Genomic DNA, 20,508 nt, shown 5'->3' on the forward strand with positions numbered 1-20,508 from the left:
CGTTCACCGGACCGGTAACCGGTAACCGCCGTAAGGAGCCCGCATGTTCTCCATAGACCTGGCCGACGACGCCCAGCTCTTCCCCCTCGAGGTCTGGCACGCCGAGGAGTTCCTGGCACACATCGACCGCGGCCGCGAGTTCATCGGCCAGCACGTTCCCTTCCCGGACCGCGCCACCGACCTCGAATCGGCCCGGAACCTGCTCGGCACCAACGCCGCGAAGGCCGCCGACGACGGCGCCCGCCTCTACGGCATCCGGGTCGACGGCACGCTGCGGGGCGGCGTCCTCTTCCCCGCCTTCGACGCCAAGCAGGGCGTGTGCGAGGTCGGCTGCTGGCTGGAGCCCGCCGCGGCCGGCCGCGGACTGGTCACCACGGCCTGCCGGGTCCTGATCGACTGGGCCTTCCACGAGCGCGGCATGCACCGGGTGGAGTGGCACGTCTCCTCCGCCAACGCCAAGAGCATCGCGGTCGCCGAGCGGCTGGGCCTGACCCGCGAGGGCGTCCTGCGCGAGAACTACCTCCACCGGGGGGTCCGCCAGAGCACCGAGATCTGGTCGGTCCTCGCCCACGAGTGGCCCAAGGCCTGATTCTCAGGAACCTCTCATGCGGGGCGCCTACGGTGCCCCGCATGGACACCAAGCCCACCAAGACCGACACCCCCGCCGACGCGGAACCGGACGCGACCCCGGCCGGCGACCTCCGGGACGAGCACCTCGACGACCCGCGCGACGAGAACACAGGCGAGAACACAGCCGAGAAGGCAGCCGAGAAGGCAGCCGAGAAGGCAGACGAGAAGGCAGACGAGAAGGCAGACGAGGACCTCGACCCGGACTCCGACCCGGACGACCCGGACCCGGACCTCCAGGAAGCGGAGGAGCGCCCCACCGGGGTCGCCGCGGCCGCCACCGCCGTCACCGGCGCCGGACTCGCCGTGGTCGCCCTCACCGGCAGCTGGGTCTCCCGGGTCCTCGCCGAGCGCCAGACGCTCATAGGCCAGATCGAATCGGTCAACGCCGCCAGCACCGAGGCCAAGATCGACGCCCTCTACGGCGACGCCTGGCACCTCACCGCCCTCGTCAACGGCTGCTTCTCCGCCCTCGCCCTGATCATCGGCGTCCTCGTCCTCGCCGGCCCCTCCTTCGGCGCCCCCGGCCGCTTCCACCCCACCTGGGTCAAGGCCGTCTCCTGGGCGGCCGTCGCCCTCGGCGCCCTCGGCGTCCTGATCTTCGGCCTCATGTACTTCGACGCCCTCACCCCCCTCCCGAAGGCCGCCGGGTAACCGCTCCTAAGCACCCCCCGGCCCCGCCTTAGGCCGGCGAGGGCACATACGGGCCCGGCCTAAGGACCCCCGGCCCGCACACATGCGGCATGCGCCCGATGTGCCGGCACCCCCTGGGACGCGAATCTTGGATCACACCGAACGAGGTGCAAGAGAAACGAACCAGGGAGAACGAGATGTTCGCGTACGAGATCGCCGAGACCCGCCGCGCCGAGCTCATCCGCCAGGCCGACGCCTACCGCCGGGTGCAGCAGGCGAAGAAGGCGGCCCGCCGCCGCTCCGCGCCCGCCCAGGAACCCGAGGGGACGGTGAGGGCCCACCGGAGCCGCTTCACCCCGGCCGCGTAACCCGCGCCGCGAACCGCGTGAGCTGACACGTGATGAGAAGCGCACTGATAACGAGTGCCGCGGAGCAGGAGGCCTGTGCGATGCTCGGCGGCGTGGAGACCAGATCTGTCAGCCCGGTGTTCGTCGGCCGTGCCGACGAACTGGCCGTACTCACCGATGCACTGACCCGGGCCGCAGGCCCGGAGCCGCAGGCGCTGCTCATAGCCGGCGAGGCGGGGGTCGGGAAGACCCGCCTCACCGAGGAGTTCCTGGGCGAGGCCACCCGGCACGGCGCCGTCGTGGCCGTCGGAGGCTGTGTGGAGATAGGGGCGGAGGGACTTCCCTTCGCCCCCTTCTCCACGGCCCTGCGCACCCTGCGCCGCCGGCTCCCCGAAGAATTCGCCGCCGCGGCCGCCGGCCAGGAGGACGAGCTCGCCCGGATCCTCCCCGAACTCGGCGACACCCCCCGCGGCCCGCACGACGAGGAAAGCACCCACCGCCTGTTCGAACTGACGGCCAGGCTGCTGGAACGCCTCGCCGCCGACCGCACCGTCGTCCTCGTCCTCGAAGACCTGCACTGGGCCGACACCTCCACCCGGCACCTGCTGGCCTACCTCTTCCGCACCCTCACCAGCGGCCGCCTCGTCGTCCTCGCCACCTACCGGGCCGACGACGTCCACCGCCGCCACCCGCTGCGCCCGCTCCTCGCCGAACTCGACCGCCTGCGCACCGTCCAGCGCGTCGAACTCTCCCGCTTCAACCGCGCCGAAGTCCGCCGCCAGCTCGCCGGCATCCTCGCCTCCGAGCCCGACGAGTCCTTCGTCGACACCGTCTTCGACCGCTCCGACGGCAACGCCTTCTTCGTCGAGGAACTCGTCGCCTCCCAGGAGAGCGGCTGCCGGGCCGGCCTCACCGAATCCCTCCGCGACCTGCTGCTCGTCCGCGTCGAGGTGCTCCCCGAGGCCGCCCAGGGGGTCGTGCGGATCGTCGCCGAAGGCGGCTCCACCATCGAATACCCGCTGCTCCGCGCGGTCTCCCAGCTCACCGAGGACGAACTCATCGAGGCCCTGCGGGCCGCCGTCGGCGCCAACATCCTGCTCGCCACCACCGACGGCGACGGCTACCGCTTCCGCCACTCACTCGTCCGCGAGGCCGTCAGCGACGACCTCCTGCCCGGCGAACGCTCCCGCGTCAACCGCCGCTACGCCGAAGCCCTGGAGGCCGACGGCACCCTGGTCCGCGCCGAGGAGCGGATCATCCGGCTGGCCAGCTACTGGTACTACGCCAACGACCCGGCCAAGGCACTGCCCGCCGCCCTGGAAGCCTCGGTGGCCGCCCGCCGCCGGCACGCCTACTCCGAGCAACTGCGCCTGCTGGAACGCGCCCTGGACCTGTGGGACAGCGCCCCGGACGAGATCCGCGAATCGCTGCGCCCCGCGGACTACACCGAGGTGTACCCGCCGTGCGGCTGCGACCCCGCGACCACCCCGCTGCAACGCCTCGACCTGCTGGCCGAGGCCACCGTCGCGGCCCGGTTCGGCGGCGAACGGGAACGCGCCCTGAAGCTCACCAAGGTCGCGCTCCGCACGCTCGAGGACGCCTCCGACGACACGGACCTGCTGCGCGCCGCCTGGTTCTGGACCGAGCGCTCCAGCCTGGTCGCCAGCCTCGCCCGCGGCGACGGCTGGAAGGAACTGGGCATCGCCCAGGACCTCGTCCGCGGGCTGCCCCCGTCCCAGGTGCACGCCGAAGTACTCGTCAAGGCCGCCGGATGGGGCATGCTGCACAACCCCGGCCCCGACAACCTGGCGGCCGCGGAACGCGCCGCCGAATACGCGCGCATGGTCGGCGCCGAGGACACCGAACTCAACGCCCGGATCACCGTCGGCTGCCTGCGCACCGACTCCGGCGACCCCGAGCAGGGGTTCGCCGAGATGCGCTCCGTCATCGAACGGGCCGCCGCACGCGGCGTCCCGATGCTCGCCGGACGCGCCTACATCAACCTCACCTCCCAACTGGAAGCCTGGGGCCGCTCCCGGGAAGCCGTGGAACTGGCACAGCAGGGCGTGCAGATCGTCGGCAAGGCCCGGCTGCTGGACACCGAGGCATGGCTCTGCGGAAACATGGCCGAGAGCCTCTACAGCCTCGGCCGCTGGGAGGAGGCCGCCGAAGCCGCCCGGCGCGCCCTGCACGTCGGCCAGAGCGCGGCACCCCGCGGCTCGGCCTCCGCGCGCCTGGCCTATCTCGCCCTGGCCCGCGGTGAACTGACCGAGGCGGCCACCCGGCTCGCCGCCGCCCACGAGCACTTCGGCACCCACGACAGCCAGCCCCAGCACCGCATCCCGCTCTACCGCCTGGCCGTCGGCCTGGCCGTGGGGGAAGGCCGGCTGGCCGACGTCCGCGCCGAATTCGCCGAAGCCGTCGGCCACGGATTCCCGCTCGCCCACCACCGCTACGCCTGGCCGCTGCTGCTGGCCGCGGCCTCCGCCGAGGCGGACGCCCGCGGCTTCCCCGCCGCGGACGCCGGCCGCGAGGCCGCCGTGGGCCTGATCCGCGGCGCCGCCCGCGAACTGGCCACCCCGGCCCCGGTCTGGGCCGCCCACGCCGAGTACGTACGGGCCGAACTCCTGCGCGCCGAAGGCCGGGACTCCGTCGCCGACTGGACCGCCGTCGAGCAGGCGACCCGCCCGCTGGAGCGCCCGTACCTGCTGGCCCGGGCCCGCCACCGGCTCGGCGAGGCACTGCTGGCGGGCGGCGGCGACCGGGACCGGGCCGCCGACCTGCTCCGCGCGGCATGCGCCGACGCCGAACGCCTCGGCGCCCGCCGGCTCCGCGAGGACCTGGCCCTGCTCGCCCAGCGCGCCCGGCTCCCGCTCACCGCCCCCGAGGACCCGGCCCCGCAGCCCGCCCCCGGCACCGACCCGGTGGAGACGCTGGGCCTGACCAGCCGGGAACGGGACGTACTCCGCCGGGTCGCGGCCGGTCTCAGCAACCGTCAGATCGCCGAGGAACTCTTCATCTCGCCGAAGACGGCCAGCGTCCACGTCTCGAACATCCTGGCCAAACTGGGCGTCGCGGGCCGCGGCGAGGCCGCCGCGCTCGCCCACCGCCTCCGGCTGTTCGCCCCGGTCAGTCCTCCCGCGGAGGCCGCGCCGGGACGCGCATGACCACCGCGCCGGAGTCGAGGTCTATCGGACCCCGTCCCGGGCCGCCGTCGTTCACGTCGACCCGGGACAGCTCCAGCCGCTTCTTCTCCTCCTGCGTGTGCCTGCGTCCCGGGCTGAACAACTGCTCGATCATGTTGAACACGCGTCCCCCTTCCGGCCCCGTCGGGGCCGGCTGATCACCGCACGGTCAGGGTTAGGATCCGGTCGTCGCCCGCCTCCGGCGACCCCCGCCTGTCGGTCTCGCTCGTGACCAGGAGCAGCCGGTCCCCGCCCAGCGCCACCACGGTCCGCAGCCGGCCGTACCGCCCGTTGAGGAAGGCCTCCGGCTCGGCCACCGGCGTCGCCCCGGCCAACGGGATCCGCCACAGCCGCTCGCCCTTCAGACCGGCCATCCACACCGAGCCGGCCGCCCAGGCGATCCCGCTCGGCGAGGCCTCGTCGGTCTTCCACTGGGCCACCGGGTCCTTGAAGCCCGCCTTGCCCGCCTTGCCCTCGGCCTCCGGCCAGCCGTAATTGCCGCCGGGCTCGATCAGGTTGAGCTCGTCCCAGGTGTTCTGCCCGAACTCCGCCGCCCACAGCCGCCTGTCCCGGTCCCAGGCCAGGCCCTGCACATTGCGGTGCCCGTACGAGTAGACGACCGAATCGGCCTCCGGATTGCCGTGCACCGGCTCCCCGTCCGGGGTCATCCGCAGGATCTTGCCGCCCAGCGACTTCCGGTCCTGCGCGAGCCCGGTCTCCCCGGTCTCGCCCGTCCCCACGTACAGCATCTTGTCCGGGCCGAACGCGATCCGCCCGCCGTTGTGCACGAACCCCTTCGGGATCCCTCGGAACACCGTGTCCGGCGCGCCCAGTTGCTGCCCCGGCGGTCTCTGATCGTCATACCGGAGCCGGGCGATCCGATTGTCGGACTCCGTGGTGAAGTACGCATAGACCATCCGGTCCGAGGCGTACGAGGGGGACAACGCCAGGCCCAGCAGCCCGCCCTCGCCCCCCGGGGCCACCCCCGGCACCTCGCCGATCACGGCCGACTTCCCGGTGCTCACCTCGACCCGGCTGATCGTCCCCTTGTCGCGGGAGGCCACCAGCAGGTCACCGTCCGGCAGCAGGGCCACGCCCCACGGAGACTCCAGTCCCTTGGCCACCTCACCGGACACCGTGACCGAGCCCTTGGCGGGGGGTGCCGGCGGCCCGGAGGCCGTGGGGGAGGCGGGCGGCCCGCCCGAAGCCGTCCCCGTCGGCGAGGAGGTCCGGGCCGCCGGCCCGCCGACGGGCTCCGCCGAACACCCCGCCACCAGCAACGCTCCGCACCCCGCGAGCACCGCGGCAACCACCGCGCCGCGCCTCGTTCCGTTCCGCATCCCGGCTCCCTTCCGTTCCGCCGACCCGTCCGGCCCCGGTGTAGCCAATCGTCCCGCGGCACGGGGCACCCCGCCCCGGTGTGGGCAATCGTCCCGCGGCACGGGGCGGGCCGGGCACCCCGCCCCGGTGTGGGCAATCGTCCCGCAGGGCGGGACGGGTGGGCACACCGGGACACCGCCGCCCCGCGGCCCGTACCCCCCTCAGCCCGGGCCACGGCCCCGCGGCCCGTACCCCGCCCAGCCCGGGCCACCTCACACGGCCCCGGGTTCCGCAGCCCGGGTCCCGCTGCGGTGCGGGGTGCAACGCTGCGCGGCCGGTGCGGGCCGTCGTGCCGTGTGCCCACCCGTGCCGCCCTGCGGCACGATTGCCCACACAGCGGTGGGCCGGAGCCGGCGCGGGGTGCCGAATAGGGTCGGCGGGACACGCTAGTCCCAGGCTCCCACCGCCACCGGCAGTGCCGCGATCTCCGCCAGATCCGCCGCCGTCAGCAGCACCTCCGCCGCCCGCGCGTTCTCCACCGCCCAAGCCGCCCGCTCGGCCCCCGGAACCGGCACCACGTGCGGCCCCTGCGCCAGCACCCACGCCAACGCCACCTGCCCCGCGGTGACCCCGCTCCCGTGCCGCCCGGCCACCCGCCGCAGCCCCGCCACCAGCACCTGGTTCGCCGCCATCGCCTCCGCCGTGAACCGCGGATGCCGGGCCCGCGCGTCATCGGCCTCGAAGCCCTGCCCCGGCGTCAGCGTCCCGGTCAAGAAGCCGCTGCCCAGCGGCATCGCCGCCAGGAACCCCACCCCGCGCGCCGCGCACCACGGCAGCAGCCGCCAGGCCGCCTCCGGCGACCACACCGACAGCTCAGCCTGTACAGCGCTCACCGGAAACACCTGCTGGGCCCGCTCCAGCTGCCCGATCGTCACCGCGTACGACCGGTCCCCGCGCCGCCCGGCCCCCGGCCCCGCGCCCGCCCCGACCGCGCTGAAACCCAGCGCCCGTACCTTCCCGGCGGCCACCAGCTCCGCCATCGCCCCCCACGTCTCCTCCACCGGAACCTCGGGGTCCACCCGGTGCAGCTGGTACAGGTCGATCACGTCCGTCTGGAGCCGCCGCAGCGAGGCGTCACAGGCCCGGCGTATGTACCCGGGCCGGCCGTTCGCCACCACGTGCTGATCGCCCACCCGCAGCCCCGCCTTGGTGCACACGAAGGCCTCGGCCCGCCGCTCCCGCAGCACCCGGCCCAGCAACAGCTCGTTGGTGAACGGCCCGTACATGTCGGCCGTGTCGAGCAGGTTCGCCCCCAGGTCGAGCGCCGCGTGCACCGCGGCCAGCGACTGCGGCCCGTCCCGCCGCGAGGCCGCGTACGCCCAGCTCATCGGCATGCAGCCGAGTCCGATCGCGCCCACCGTCAGCGCCGACGCCCCGATTGACCTGCGCTCCACGCCCGGGTCCCCCTCCCTTTGCCGCACCCCAAACTAACGTCTTGATCTCGAACGCTTCGCATAGCCTCCTGATCATGTCTTCCACCACCTCAGAGGTCTGGCTGCCCTTCCCCGCCGAAGAGATCGCCGGACTGCCCGACTCCTTCCGCTACCGGCACTGGGACGGCGAGGACGAGTTCCCCGCCGACCCGGCCGCCTGCGTCTTCTACGTCACCCCCTACATGAAGTCCCCGGCGGTCACCGTCCGTCCGCTGGCCCTGATGCCCCGCCTCCGGATCGTCCAGACCCTCACTGCCGGCATCGACCACGTACTCGGCGGGCTCTCCGACCTTCGGCCGGGCGTCCGCCTCTGCAACGCCCGCGGGGTCCACGAGGCCAGCACCGCCGAGCTCGCCCTCACCCTGGTGCTCGCCTCCCTGCGCGGCATCCCCGGCATGGTCCGCGGCCAGGACCGCGAGGAGTGGCGCGGCGGCTTCTACGAGGCCCTCGCCGACAAGTCCGTACTGATCGTCGGCTACGGAGCCATCGGCGCCGCCATCGAGGACCGGCTCGCCCCCTTCGAATGTGCGGGGATCACGCGCGTCGCGCGCTCCGCCCGCACCACCGGGCGCGGCCCCGTCCACGCCTTCACCGAGCTGCCCGCCCTGCTGCCCGAGGCCGACGTGGTGATCCTCTCCACCCCGCTCACCGAGGACACCCGGGGGCTCGCGGGCGCCGCCTTCCTGGCCCGGATGAAGGACGGCGCGCTGCTCGTGAACGTCTCCCGCGGACCGGTCGTCGACACCAAGGCGCTGCTGGCCGAGCTGGACGGCGGGCGGCTGTGCGCGGCGCTCGACGTGACCGACCCCGAACCGCTGCCCGCGGGCCACCCCCTCTGGCATGCTCCCCATGTCCTGATCACGCCCCATGTCGGTGGCAGCAGCTCCGCGTTCGAGCCGCGGGCGAAGCGGCTGCTGGCCCGCCAGCTCACCCGGTTCGCCGCGGGAGAACCCGTCGAGAACACGGTGTTGATCACTGAATGAGGCCGGTTGTGCACGCTCCGCAACCATTCGCGTGCGTTCCGTGTGCACAACTCTCCTACTGGTGACGGAGCGTAGAGGAGCCCTGTCGCTGAGTGACGAAAGTGGTGTATCGTCCGGAACAAGGGGCTGCGCCACGAACGTCTGGCGCTGGGGAGTGATCGGACAGTTTGGGGGGCGACGGGCGATGCACGGCCAATGGACGAAGGATCCGACGCGGCAGAGCCGCCGGAAGCGACGCTTGGGTGCGCCGAAACCAGCCACCCGGGCAAGGACCGCAGAGCCGGCAGAGCCGTCGGCCCCGGCGGCAGAACCGTCGGCCCCGGCGGCACGGCCTACAGAACCAACGGCACGGCCTACAGAACCGACGGCACACCCGGCAGATCCAACGGCGCGACCAGCGGAGCCGGCGGCCGAGGAGGCCCGGTGAGTTCCCCCGGCGCGATCCTGGCCCAGTCGCCGGTCACCGGGGGAGGCCGCAGCCTGCTGTCGCAACTCCTCCTCGCCCTGGTCAGCGGCGGCTACGCGGTGGGCGCCACCCTCGGCTGGGGCTCCGAGGAACTCGCCCTGTTCATGGGTGACTTCGGGCTCAGCGCCGCCGCCTTACTCGCCGCGGTGTCCTGTTACCGGTACGCGCGCACCAACGACAGCCGGGAACGCCCCGCCTGGCTGCTGTTCGCGTTCTCCTCCCTCATGGGCGCCGCCGGCAACGCCGTCTGGGGCTGGTACGAGGTGGTCCTCGGCAAGCCGGTGCCCAGCCCCTCCGTCGCCGACTTCGCCTTCCTCTGCTTCGCCCCGCCCGCCATCGTCGGCCTGCTCGTGCTCGCCAAACGGCCCGTCACCCGGGCCGGCTGGGTCTGCCTCGGCCTCGACTCCTGGCTCATCGGCGGCTCCCTGATCACCCTGTCCTGGAGCCTCGCCCTCGCGCACGCCGCGCAGACCGCCCAGTCCGGAGCCCCCGGCAGCGTCCCGCGCGCCGCCCTCTCACTGGCCTACCCGCTGCTGGACATCGCGCTGGTCTCGATGGTCCTGGTCCTGCACTTCCGCCGCTCCGCCGGCAACCGCTCCGCCATCAACACCGCCATCGCCGCCCTCGCCCTGACCGTGCTCAGCGACGCCCTGTTCACCTCGCCGCTGCTCCGCGAGAACTACCAGTCCGGCCAGCTGCTCGACGCCGGCTGGTTCGCCGGCTCGCTGCTCCTCGCGTACGCCCCCTGGGGTGCCCGGAGCACGCCGCCCGGCCCCGCCGCGGCCGTCCACCCGTACGCCGCCCGCCAGGTCAGCCGCCCGATCACCGGCTCCCTGCCCGCCCTCACCCCCTACCTCGCGGCAGCCGTCTGCACCCTGGGGATCCTCTACAACGTGGTGGACGGCCGGAAGGTCGACCGCGTGGTCGTCTTCACCGGCTGCACGGTGGTCCTCGCCCTCGTCGTCCGCCAGGGCATCATGCTCGTCGACAACATCGCGCTCACCCAGGAACTGGCCCAGAAGGAGAACCACTTCCGCTCCCTGGTCCAGGGTTCCAGCGATGTCATCATGATCGCCGCGCCCAGCGGAGTGCTGCGGTACGTCAGCCCGGCCGCCGCCGGGGTGTACGGCCGCGAGGCCGAGGAGCTCGTCGGCACCCAGCTCTCCCAGCTGATCCACCCCGACGACCTCGGCCGCGTGGTCCACGAGGTCCGCCGCTTCCTCGCCGCCCCGCCCGCCGAGGAGCCCACCACCCGCATCGAATGCCGCTTCGAATCCGGCAGCGGCGAGTGGCTCAACGTGGAATCCACCGTCAACCGCCACCAGGGCGGGCTCATCCTCAACAGCCGCGACGTCACCGAACGGGTCCGCCTCCAGGCCCAGCTCCAGCACAGCGCCGAGCACGACCCGCTGACCGACCTGCCCAACCGGGCCCTGTTCACCCGCCGCGTCCGCCAGGCCCTGGCCGGCCGCCGGGCCGGCGACCACGGCAGCGCCGTGCTCTTCATCGACCTGGACGGCTTCAAGGCGGTCAACGACACCATCGGCCATCAGGCGGGCGACGAGCTCCTCATCGAGGCGGCCCGCCGGCTCCAGGACTCGGTCCGCTCCGGAGACACCGCCGCCCGCCTCGGCGGCGACGAGTTCGCCGCCCTCATCCTCGGCGACGGCGCCCGCGACCGGGCCGCCCGCGAGTACCAGGCCCACGAGATCGCCGAGCGGCTGCGCGCCACCCTCTCCCGGCCCTACCGGATCGCCGGCAGCGAGGTCCGGGTCGCCGCCAGCATCGGCGTGGCCTTCGCCGACCCCGGCATCACCCCTTCGGACCTGATGCGCAACGCGGACCTCGCGATGTACCGGGCCAAGGCCGGAGGCAAGGACCGGGTCGAGCTGTACGCCCCCCAGATGCAGGCCGAGGTGGTCCGCAAGGCCGAGCTCGCGGGCCGGCTGCGCACCGCGCTGCACGACGGCGAGTTCGCCCTGCTGCACCAGCCCGTGGTCTCCCTGGCCACCGGCGAGATCGCCTCCGTCGCCGCCCAGGCCCGCTGGCGCTCCACCCAGGGCATCCTCTTCACCCCCGCCGAATTCCTCCGGGTGGCCGAATCCCAGGAGGGCGGGCCGGACGCCTCCCGCGCCGCCGAACTGGGCCGCTGGCTGCTGGAGGAAGCGGTGGAGCAGGCGGCCGAGCGGCACCGGGCCGGACACGACGTCCCGGTGGCGGTCCGGATGAGCGCCCGGCGGCTGCTGGACCGGGCCGTCCCGCCGGCCTCGGTGGAGGCCCTGCTGACCCGCCACGGCCTCCCCACCGGGGCCCTCGTGCTGGAGCTGGCCGACAGCGACCCCAGAGTGCCCTTCGACGAGCTGGAGCGCCGCCTGACGGCCCTGCGCCGGCTCGGCGTACGCATCGCCCTGGACGGCTTCGGCAGCGGCTACGCGGCCATCAGCGCCCTGCGCCGCCTCCCGGTGGACGTGCTCAAGCTGGACCGCGGCCTCGTCGAGGGGGTCGTGGAATCGGCCAGACTGCACAAGATCACGGCCGGATTGTTGCGCATTGCAAACGATCTGGGCATGCAGTCCGTGGCCGACGGGGTGGACCTGCCCGAGCAGCTGCTGGCCCTCCGCGCCATGGGCTGCACCCACGGCCAGGGCATGGCCTTCTCCGGACCTCTTGACGAATACCGGCTGCGCCGTGCGCTGGTCAGGAGTACGTTTCCAGTACCGGGCGGGGCAGCCCAGCCTGCCTTGGCCGGCGGTTCCCTCGGGGGCTCTTTGGTCATCCAGAGGGGCTCACATAATGAGACGCCCGTCCCACCCACTTGACACCGACCTCCCGGCAGAGGGAGGGTCTGTGCCATGCGCACCCGAATTCTCGTACTTGGAAAGCGCGTCGGCTAAGGCTGGGACCAGCATGTCCCCGCTGCACGCACCCGACGCGCTCCCCTCGCTTGCCTCCCGGCACGAGGGGTTTTTTGTTGCACTGGCACACGGCGCACGAGCCGATTCACTCGTAAAACCCTCAGCTTCGAGAAGAGATTGCCGATGACCGAGCAGGCCTCCGGGGCCCACCATCCGCAGCCGCGGGCCCGTTCCGGCGGACACCAGACCGCCGCAGTTGAGCACGTCACGGGTGCGCAGTCCCTCATCCGTTCTCTCGAAGAGGTGGGGTGCGACACCGTCTTCGGAATTCCGGGCGGCGCCATCCTCCCCGCGTACGACCCGATGATGGACTCGAAGAAGGTCCGTCACATCCTGGTCCGCCACGAGCAGGGGGCCGGCCACGCCGCCACCGGCTACGCGCAGGCCACCGGCAAGGTCGGCGTCTGCATGGCCACCTCCGGACCGGGCGCCACCAACCTGGTCACCCCGATCGCCGACGCCCACATGGACTCCGTCCCGCTGGTCGCGATCACCGGCCAGGTCTCCTCCAAGGCGATCGGCACCGACGCCTTCCAGGAGGCGGACATCGTCGGCATCACCATGCCGATCACCAAGCACAACTTCCTGGTCACCAAGGCCGAGGACATCCCGCGGACGATCGCCGAGGCGTTCCACATCGCCTCCACCGGCCGTCCCGGCCCGGTCCTCGTCGACATCGCCAAGGACGCCCTCCAGGCGCGGACCACCTTCAGCTGGCCGCCCTCCCAGGACCTCCCGGGCTACCGGCCGGTCACCAAGCCGCACGCCAAGCAGATCCGCGAGGCGGCCAAGCTGATCGCCGCGGCCAAGCGCCCCGTCCTCTACGTCGGCGGCGGCGTCATGAAGGCCGGCGCGACCGCCGAGCTGAAGGTCCTGGCCGAGCTGACCGGCGTCCCGGTCGCCACCACCCTGATGGCGCTCGGCTCCTTCCCCGACAGCCACCCGCTGCACGTCGGCATGCCCGGCATGCACGGTGCGGTCACCGCCGTCACCGCCCTGCAGAAGTCGGACCTGCTGATCGCCCTCGGCACCCGCTTCGACGACCGCGTCACCGGCAAGCTGGACAGCTTCGCCCCCTTCGCGAAGGTCATCCACGCGGACATCGACCCGGCCGAGATCGGCAAGAACCGCGCCGTGGACGTCCCGATCGTCGGCGACGCCCGCGAGGTCATCGCCGACCTGATCCAGGCCGTCCAGGCCGAGATCACCGAGGGCAACACCGGCGACTACACCGCCTGGTGGAAGGACCTCAACCGCTGGCGGGACACCTACCCCCTGGGCTACGACCTGCCCGAGGACGGCAGCCTCTCCCCGCAGCAGGTCATCCAGCGCATCGGCGAGCTCGCCCCGCAGGGCACGATCTACGCGGCCGGCGTCGGCCAGCACCAGATGTGGGCCTCGCACTTCGTCAACTACGAGGAGCCCCGCACCTGGCTGAACTCCGGCGGCGCCGGAACCATGGGCTACGCGGTCCCCGCCGCGATGGGCGCCAAGGTCGGCATGCCGGAGCGCACGGTCTGGGCGATCGACGGCGACGGCTGCTTCCAGATGACCAATCAGGAACTGGTCACCTGCGCACTGAACAACATCCCGATCAAGGTCGCGATCATCAACAACGGTGCGCTGGGCATGGTCCGCCAGTGGCAGACCCTGTTCTACAACCAGCGGTACTCCAACACCGTCCTGCACGCCGACGAGACCGGCCACGACACGGTCGGCTCCCAGCTCGGCGAGTCCGCCGCCCCCCGCCAGGGCACCCGCGTCCCGGACTTCGTCAAGCTGTCCGAGGCCATGGGCTGTGTGGCGCTGCGCTGCGAGGACCCGGCCGACCTGGACAAGGTCATCGCCGAGGCCAACGCGATCAACGACCGTACGGTGGTCGTCGACTTCATCGTCCACGAGGACGCCATGGTCTGGCCGATGGTCGCCGCCGGCACCTCCAACGACGAGGTCATGGCAGCCCGGGGCGTCCGTCCCGACTTCGGCGACAGCGAAGACGACTGAGCCGCGAGAGCCTGAGAGAGAGAACGACTCACATGTCCAAGCACACGCTCTCGGTCCTGGTCGAGAACACGCCCGGCATCCTCGCCCGGATCGCCGCCCTCTTCTCCCGCCGCGGGTTCAACATCGACTCCCTCGCGGTCGGCGTCACCGAGCACCCCGACATCTCCCGCATCACCATCGTGGTCAATGTCGAGGACCTTCCGCTGGAGCAGGTGACCAAGCAGCTCAACAAGCTGGTCAACGTCCTCAAGATCGTCGAGCTGGAGCCCGGCGCCGCGATCGAGCGCGAGCTCGTGCTGGTGAAGGTCCGCGCCGACAACGAGACCCGCAGCCAGATCGTCGAGATCGTCCAGCTGTTCCGCGCCAAGACGGTCGACGTCTCCCCGGAGGCCGTCACCATCGAAGCCACCGGCGGGGCCGACAAGCTGGGCGCGATGCTCAAGATGCTGGAGCCCTTCGGCATCAAGGAGCTCGTGCAGTCCGGCACGATCGCCATAGGGCGCGGCGGCCGGTCCATCACGGACCGCAGCCTGCGCGCGCTCGACCGCAGCGCCTGACCGCAGCGCCCGACCCGCAGCACCCGATCCAGCCCGACCGGCACGGCGCCGCCCGACGGCGGCGCCGTCGCCCGCTCGCATCGCGAGACCGGCAAACTCAGATTCCGTTCCCCGCCGTACGGTGGGAGCAACACCAGCGCACCAAGGAGATATCCCAGTGGCCGAGCTGTTCTACGAGAACGACGCCGACCTGTCCATCATCCAGGGCCGCAAGGTCGCGGTCATCGGCTACGGCAGCCAGGGCCACGCCCACGCGCTGTCGCTCCGTGACTCCGGCGTCGACGTCGTCGTCGGTCTCAAGGAGGGCTCGAAGTCCAAGGCCAAGGCCGAGGAGCAGGGCCTGAAGGTCGTCTCCGTGTCGGAGGCCGCCGCCTGGGCCGACGTCATCATGATCCTCACCCCGGACCCGCTGCAGGCCGAGATCTACGAGGAGTCCATCAAGGACAACCTCAAGGAGGGCGACGCGCTCTTCTTCGGCCACGGCTTCAACGTCCGGTACGGCTTCATCAAGCCCCCGGCCAACGTGGACGTCGCCCTGGTCGCGCCGAAGGGCCCGGGCCACCTGGTCCGCCGCCAGTACGAGGAGGGCCGCGGCGTTCCGTGCATCGCCGCCGTCGAGCAGGACTTCACCGGCAGCGCCTTCCAGCTCGCGCTCTCCTACGCGGCCGGCATCGGCGGCACCCGCGCCGGCGTCATCAAGACCACCTTCACCGAGGAGACCGAGACCGACCTGTTCGGTGAGCAGGCCGTTCTCTGCGGTGGCGCCTCCGCGCTCGTCAAGGCGGGCTTCGAGGTCCTGACCGAGGCCGGCTACCAGCCGGAGATCGCCTACTTCGAGTGCCTCCACGAGCTGAAGCTCATCGTCGACCTGATGTACGAGGGCGGCCTGGAGAAGATGCGCTGGTCGGTCTCCGAGACCGCCGAGTGGGGCGACTACATCACCGGCCCGCGCGTCATCACCGACGCCACCAAGGCCGAGATGAAGAAGGTCCTCGCCGAGATCCAGAGCGGCGAGTTCGCCAACACCTGGATGGCCGAGTACAAGGCCGGTCTGCCCAAGTACAACGAGTACAAGAAGGCCGATGAGGAGCACCTGCTCGAGACCACCGGCAAGAAGCTGCGCAAGCTGATGAGCTGGGTGGACAGCGAGGAGAAGTAGTCCTCGGACAGCCCTCCCACGGCGGGGCCGGGACGCGTGCGTCCCGGCCCCGCCGTCCGCTCCGCCACCGCCGCTTGTCCATTTCGGCCACCCCGGTTGTCCACCCCGGCCAACCCCGGACGGGTGATCCTTCCGGACAGGCGGAAAACCGGTCCGGTTCCGCCACTACACTGCTCAACACATACGCGTCAGGCCCACAGTGTCGTGCGTCTTCCACGCGGCTACCCCCTCCATCGCCTGCGGCCGTCGGGACGGCCGTCCGCACTGGACTTGTGAGGACCCACGTGAGCTCGAAACCTGTCGTACTCATCGCCGAAGAGCTGTCGCCCGCCACGGTGGACGCGCTCGGGCCCGACTTCGAGATCCGGCACTGCAACGGCGCCGACCGCGCGGAGCTGCTGCCCGCCATCGTCGACGTCGACGCCATCCTGGTCCGCTCCGCCACCAAGGTGGACGCCGAGGCCATCGCCGCCGCGAAGAAGCTGAAGGTCGTCGCCCGCGCCGGCGTCGGTCTGGACAACGTGGACGTGTCCGCCGCCACCAAGGCCGGCGTGATGGTCGTCAACGCGCCCACCTCCAACATCGTCACCGCCGCCGAGCTCGCCTGCGGCCTGCTCGTCGCCACCGCCCGCAACATCCCGCAGGCCAACACCGCCCTGAAGAACGGCGAGTGGAAGCGGAACAAGTACACGGGCGTCGAGCTCAGCGAGAAGACCCTCGGTGTCGTCGGCCTCGGCCGGATCGGCGTCCTGGTCGCCCAGCGGATGTCCGCCTTCGGCATGAAGGTCGTCGCGTACGACCCCTACGTACAGCCCGCGCGCGCCGCCCAGATGGGCGTCAAGATGCTGACGCTGGACGAGCTCCTCGAGGTCGCCGACTTCATCACCGTGCACCTGCCCAAGACCCCGGAGACCCTCGGTCTCATCGGCAACGAGGCCCTGCACAAGGTCAAGCCGACCGTCCGCATCGTCAACGCCGCCCGCGGCGGCATCGTCGACGAGGCCGCGCTGTACTCGGCCATCAAGGAGGGCCGGGTCGCCGGCGCCGGCCTGGACGTCTACGCGAAGGAGCCCTGCACGGACTCCCCGCTGTTCGAGCTCGACCAGGTCGTCTGCACCCCGCACCTCGGCGCCTCCACCGACGAGGCCCAGGAGAAGGCCGGCATCTCCGTCGCCAAGTCGGTGCGCCTCGCGCTCGCCGGCGAGCTGGTGCCGGACGCGGTCAACGTCCAGGGCGGGGTCATCGCCGAGGACGTTCGCCCGGGCCTGCCGCTCGCCGAGAAGCTCGGCCGGATCTTCACCGCCCTCGCGGGCGAGGTCGCGGTCCGTCTCGACGTCGAGGTCTGCGGCGAGATCACCCAGCACGACGTCAAGGTGCTGGAACTCTCCGCCCTCAAGGGTGTGTTCGAGGACGTCGTCGACGAGACGGTCTCCTACGTCAACGCCCCGCTGTTCGCGCAGGAGCGCGGCGTCGAGGTGCGCCTGACCACCAGCTCGGAGTCCCCGGACCACCGCAACGTGGTGACCGTGCGCGGCACCCTGTCGGACGGTCAGGAGGTGTCGGTCTCCGGCACCCTGGCGGGCCCCAAGCACCTGCAGAAGATCGTCGGCATCGGCGAGTACGACGTGGACCTGGCGCTCGCCGACCACATGGTGGTGCTCGGCTACCAGGACCGTCCGGGTGTCGTCGGCACCGTCGGCCGGATCCTCGGCGAGGCCGGTCTGAACATCGCGGGCATGCAGGTCGCGCGCGCCGAGGAGCACGGTGAGGCGCTCGCCGTCCTGACCGTGGACGACTCGCTGCCGCCGGCCGTCCTGGCGGAGATCGCCGAGGAGATCGGCGCGGTGTCCGCCCGCTCGGTCAACCTGGCCGACTGACCGGCCGATCGGCCGATCGGCTGACTGGCAGACCGGCCGGCTGACCGGCCGCGTCCGCAGGCATACGCGAAGGGCCCGGGGATTTCCCCCGGGCCCTTTCGTACGTCGCTCAGTGCGCGGCGGCCACCGGCTCGGCCACCGCTTCGGCCTGCGCGGAGCGACCGCTCGGCCGGAGCAGCACCACCGCGGGCGCGGCGGCGGCCAGCAGCAGCGCGGCGGCCCCCCAGGCGGCGTAGTGCATCCCGTGCACGAAGGCTTCGCGGGCGGCGGCCAGCAGCGTGGCGCCCGCCTCCCCGCCCAGCTGCCGGGCGGTGGCCGCGGCCCCGCCCAGGGTCTCCCGGGCGGCGGGCTCGGCCCCGGCCAGCTCGCTGCGGTAGACGGCGGTGCCGAGGCTGCCGAGCAGGGCCATGCCCAGGGCGCCGCCGAACTCCTGGCCGGTCTCCAGCAGAGAGGCGGCCGAGCCGGCCTTCTCGGCGGGGGCGGAGGCCAGCGCCATGTCGGAGACCAGGGACATCACGGCGACGATGCCGCAGGCGAGGACCGCGCAGCCGGCCAGCAGCAGCCACAGCGAGTCGGTGCCGACCAGCCCGAACAGTGCGAATCCGGCGGCGCCGGTGACGAACCCGCCGGCGATGACCGGGCCCTTGCCGAGCCGCCGGCCGAGGGTGGCGGCGAGCGGGGCGGCGGCGCCCACGGCCAGGGACGGGGCGAGGCTCCACAGGGCGGCCTCCAGGGTGCCCATGCCGAGCACCGACTGCAGGTACTGGGTGGAGAAGTAGGCCGAGCCCATCATGGCGAAGGCGGCGATGGTGTTGAGGACGATGCCGGCGCCGAATCCGCGGCCCCGGAACAGCGCCGGGCTGATCATGGCGTCCTCGCGGGAGCGCTGACGGCGGACGAACGCGTACCCGACGGCCAGTCCGACGGCGAGGCAGCCCAGGTAGCGGGCCTCGACGCCCTCCGCGGCGATCTCCTTGAGCCCGTACACCACCGGCAGCACGGCACCCATGGACAGCGGCACGCCGATCAGGTCGAAGCGGCCCGGGGCCGGGTCCTTGAACTCGGGGACCAGTCCCGGCGCCAGGACAAACAGCAGCAGCATCGCGGGCACGTTGACGAGGAAGACCGAGCCCCACCAGAAGTACTCGAGGATCACACCGCTCATCACGGAGCCGAGGGCGATGCCGCCCGCCATGGCGCCGGACCAGATGGCGATGGCCCGGGTGCGCTGGGCGTCGTCCTGGAAGAGGTTCCGGACCAGGGCCAGGGTGGAGGGCATCAGGGTGGCCCCGCCGATGCCGAGCAGCACGCGGGCCGCGATGAGCATTTCGGCGCTGGGGGCGTAGGCGGCGGCGGCCGAGGCGATTCCGAAGGCGGCGGCGCCGGTCAGGAGCAGCTTGCGCCGGCCGATCCGGTCGCCGAGCGAGCCCATGGTGATCAGCAGGCCGGCGAGGGCGAACGCGTAGCTGTCGAAGATCCACAGCTGCTGGGTGGCGCTGGGGTCGAGCTCCCGGGTGATGGCCGGGATGGCGAAGTAGAGGACGGAGACGTCCATCGAGACCAGGAGCAGGGGCAGCAGGAGGACCGTGAAGGCGATCCATTCGCGGCGGCCGGCGCGGGGTGCTGCGGGGGTCGGCAGGTTCGGCGGGTTCGTCATGAGGAGCAATGTACAAGCGTCATAAACATTCGTCTAGAACATCTGTATAGAACATTCGTATAGGACGCTTGTCTTGATACAGTCCCTTCCATGGGACACAAGGAAGATCTGCTCGAAGGCGCGAAGAAGTGCCTGGTCGAGAAGGGTTTCGTGCGGACCACCGCGCGCGACATCGTCAACGCCTCGGGCGCCAACCTGGCCTCCATCGGCTACCACTACGGGTCCAAGGACGCCCTGCTCACCCAGGCCTTCATCGCGGTCATGGAGGAGTGGGGGGAGGCCTTCGCCTCCGGCGCGAAGGGGGAGGACGGCTCGCTCGAACGCTTCCGCGGGGTGTGGGAGAACGTGCTGGCCCAGCACGAGGCGACCGGCCCCGTCTGGGCCGCCAGCCTGGAGGTCGCCCTGAGCCGGGACCGGGTTCCGGACCTGCGCGCGATGCTCGCCGCCTCGCAGGCCGAGGGCCGGCGCGGGCTGATCTCCATGATGACCGGCACCCCGGAGGACCAGCTCGACGAGCGCGATGTGCGCACGCTCGGCGCCTTCTACCAGGCCCTGCTGAACGGCCTGATGATCCAGTGGATCTTCGATCCCGAATCGGCCGCCACCCCCGAGGAGTTCACCGAGGGAATGCGCCGGGCGGCCGAGACCGCGCTGCGCGGCCAGAGCCGTTCTACGCCGGCGCCGGCGACTCCTGACCCCCGGCCGGCCCGGCCAATTGAGTGAGGAGGTGGTCCAGCGCGGCTTCGGCCGCGGGACCGGTGGCCGCGACCTCCGGGACGAGGTCGCCGGCCGACCGGCGCAGCTCGACCCACCCGAGGTAGGCGGCGTACGCGACGACCGCCTGCCGGCGGGCCGCGGCGGCCTCCAGGCCCAAGTCGGCGTAGAGGTCGGTGAGATAGCCGATCCGACGCTCGGTGACCCGGCGCAGGACCGGGGCGACCGCGGGGTGATCGGCGTGGGCCACGATCGCCGGCTCCAGGCCGCTGATGCCCTCCTGCCCCAGCGCGGCGGCGAGCAGGGCCGTCAGCCGCTGCCGGGGGTCGGCGATGTCGCCCAGCTCCCGGATCAGGGCGTGGGTGTCGTCCTGCTCCCACATCTCCAGCGCGGCCGTCAGCAGCGCGTCCCGGTCCTTGAAGTGCCAGTAGAAGCTGCCGCGGGTCGCCGCCAGCTCGCCCGCGAGCGCGTTGACCGAAACGGCGGCGACTCCGCCGCGCGCCATCGCCCGCAGCGCCGCGATCGACCAGTCCTGGGGTGTGAGCTGCCTCCTTGCCATGTCCGTACAGTA

General features: G+C 72.2%; 16 protein-coding genes. 11 read left to right on the top strand and 5 right to left on the bottom strand.

What is annotated here, in order from left to right:
- The first annotated feature begins 43 nt into the window (after positions 1–43).
- From AB0447_RS29290 to AB0447_RS29305, 4 genes are all read left to right on the top strand, one after another.
- Entirely contained in the window at positions 44–589 is a 546-nt protein-coding gene (locus tag AB0447_RS29290; RefSeq protein ID WP_366479840.1) for a GNAT family protein, read from the top strand.
- Positions 590–630: 41 nt separating this feature from the next.
- A complete protein-coding gene (locus tag AB0447_RS29295; protein ID WP_366479841.1) occupies positions 631–1,281 on the top strand; it encodes a hypothetical protein in 651 nt (216 codons plus the stop codon).
- Positions 1,282–1,427: 146 nt separating this feature from the next.
- On the top strand, positions 1,428–1,628 hold the full coding sequence (locus AB0447_RS29300) for a hypothetical protein (RefSeq protein WP_366479842.1): 201 nt from the start codon (positions 1,428–1,430) through the stop codon (positions 1,626–1,628).
- Positions 1,629–1,708: 80 nt separating this feature from the next.
- Positions 1,709–4,774, top strand: a complete 3,066-nt coding sequence (locus AB0447_RS29305) for an AAA family ATPase (protein ID WP_366479879.1) — start codon at positions 1,709–1,711, stop codon at positions 4,772–4,774.
- On the opposite strand, the gene AB0447_RS29310 is transcribed toward AB0447_RS29305, so the two are convergent.
- From AB0447_RS29310 to AB0447_RS29320, 3 genes are all read right to left on the bottom strand, one after another.
- Positions 4,737–4,907, bottom strand: a complete 171-nt coding sequence (locus AB0447_RS29310) for a DUF6191 domain-containing protein (protein ID WP_366479880.1) — start codon at positions 4,905–4,907, stop codon at positions 4,737–4,739. The genes AB0447_RS29305 and AB0447_RS29310 overlap by 38 nt on opposite strands.
- Before the next feature lie 43 nt (positions 4,908–4,950).
- Positions 4,951–6,132: a PQQ-dependent sugar dehydrogenase gene (locus AB0447_RS29315; RefSeq protein WP_366479843.1), complete on the bottom strand. Its 1,182-nt coding sequence runs from the start codon at positions 6,130–6,132 to the stop codon at positions 4,951–4,953.
- Between the two features lie 426 nt (positions 6,133–6,558).
- Positions 6,559–7,566 (bottom strand): aldo/keto reductase, encoded by a 1,008-nt coding sequence (locus AB0447_RS29320; protein ID WP_366479844.1) that lies wholly within the window; start codon positions 7,564–7,566, stop codon positions 6,559–6,561.
- A gap of 74 nt (positions 7,567–7,640) precedes the next feature.
- On the opposite strand from AB0447_RS29320, the gene AB0447_RS29325 reads away from it, so the two are divergent.
- The 6 genes from AB0447_RS29325 to serA all read left to right on the top strand — a co-directional run bounded on the left by AB0447_RS29325 (position 7,641) and on the right by serA (position 17,566).
- Complete coding sequence (locus tag AB0447_RS29325; RefSeq protein ID WP_366479845.1) at positions 7,641–8,588, top strand: 2-hydroxyacid dehydrogenase; 948 nt, start codon at positions 7,641–7,643, stop codon at positions 8,586–8,588.
- 423 nt (positions 8,589–9,011) lie between these two features.
- On the top strand, positions 9,012–11,873 hold the full coding sequence (locus AB0447_RS29330) for an EAL domain-containing protein (RefSeq protein WP_366479846.1): 2,862 nt from the start codon (positions 9,012–9,014) through the stop codon (positions 11,871–11,873).
- 219 nt (positions 11,874–12,092) lie between these two features.
- Positions 12,093–13,973 (top strand): acetolactate synthase large subunit, encoded by a 1,881-nt coding sequence (locus AB0447_RS29335; protein ID WP_366479847.1) that lies wholly within the window; start codon positions 12,093–12,095, stop codon positions 13,971–13,973.
- 32 nt (positions 13,974–14,005) lie between these two features.
- On the top strand, positions 14,006–14,530 hold the full coding sequence (gene ilvN / locus AB0447_RS29340; RefSeq protein ID WP_366479848.1) for an acetolactate synthase small subunit: 525 nt from the start codon (positions 14,006–14,008) through the stop codon (positions 14,528–14,530).
- Positions 14,531–14,687: 157 nt separating this feature from the next.
- Positions 14,688–15,689 (top strand): ketol-acid reductoisomerase, encoded by a 1,002-nt coding sequence (gene ilvC, locus AB0447_RS29345; protein WP_366479849.1) that lies wholly within the window; start codon positions 14,688–14,690, stop codon positions 15,687–15,689.
- Positions 15,690–15,973: 284 nt separating this feature from the next.
- Positions 15,974–17,566, top strand: coding sequence for a phosphoglycerate dehydrogenase (gene serA, locus AB0447_RS29350; protein WP_366479850.1), 1,593 nt, complete (start codon positions 15,974–15,976; stop codon positions 17,564–17,566).
- 109 nt (positions 17,567–17,675) lie between these two features.
- Here the strand turns inward: serA and AB0447_RS29355 are convergent, their stop codons facing one another.
- Positions 17,676–19,223: an MFS transporter gene (locus AB0447_RS29355; protein ID WP_366479851.1), complete on the bottom strand. Its 1,548-nt coding sequence runs from the start codon at positions 19,221–19,223 to the stop codon at positions 17,676–17,678.
- A gap of 90 nt (positions 19,224–19,313) precedes the next feature.
- On the opposite strand from AB0447_RS29355, the gene AB0447_RS29360 reads away from it, so the two are divergent.
- Entirely contained in the window at positions 19,314–19,946 is a 633-nt protein-coding gene (locus tag AB0447_RS29360; RefSeq protein WP_366479852.1) for a TetR/AcrR family transcriptional regulator, read from the top strand.
- Here AB0447_RS29360 and AB0447_RS29365 read toward each other — a convergent pair.
- Complete coding sequence (locus tag AB0447_RS29365; RefSeq protein ID WP_366479853.1) at positions 19,894–20,496, bottom strand: TetR family transcriptional regulator; 603 nt, start codon at positions 20,494–20,496, stop codon at positions 19,894–19,896. The genes AB0447_RS29360 and AB0447_RS29365 overlap by 53 nt on opposite strands.
- Between the last annotated feature and the right edge of the window lie 12 nt (positions 20,497–20,508).

The organism is Streptomyces sp. NPDC051211 (genome assembly GCF_040689505.1).
Lineage (GTDB): Bacteria > Actinomycetota > Actinomycetes > Streptomycetales > Streptomycetaceae > Streptomyces.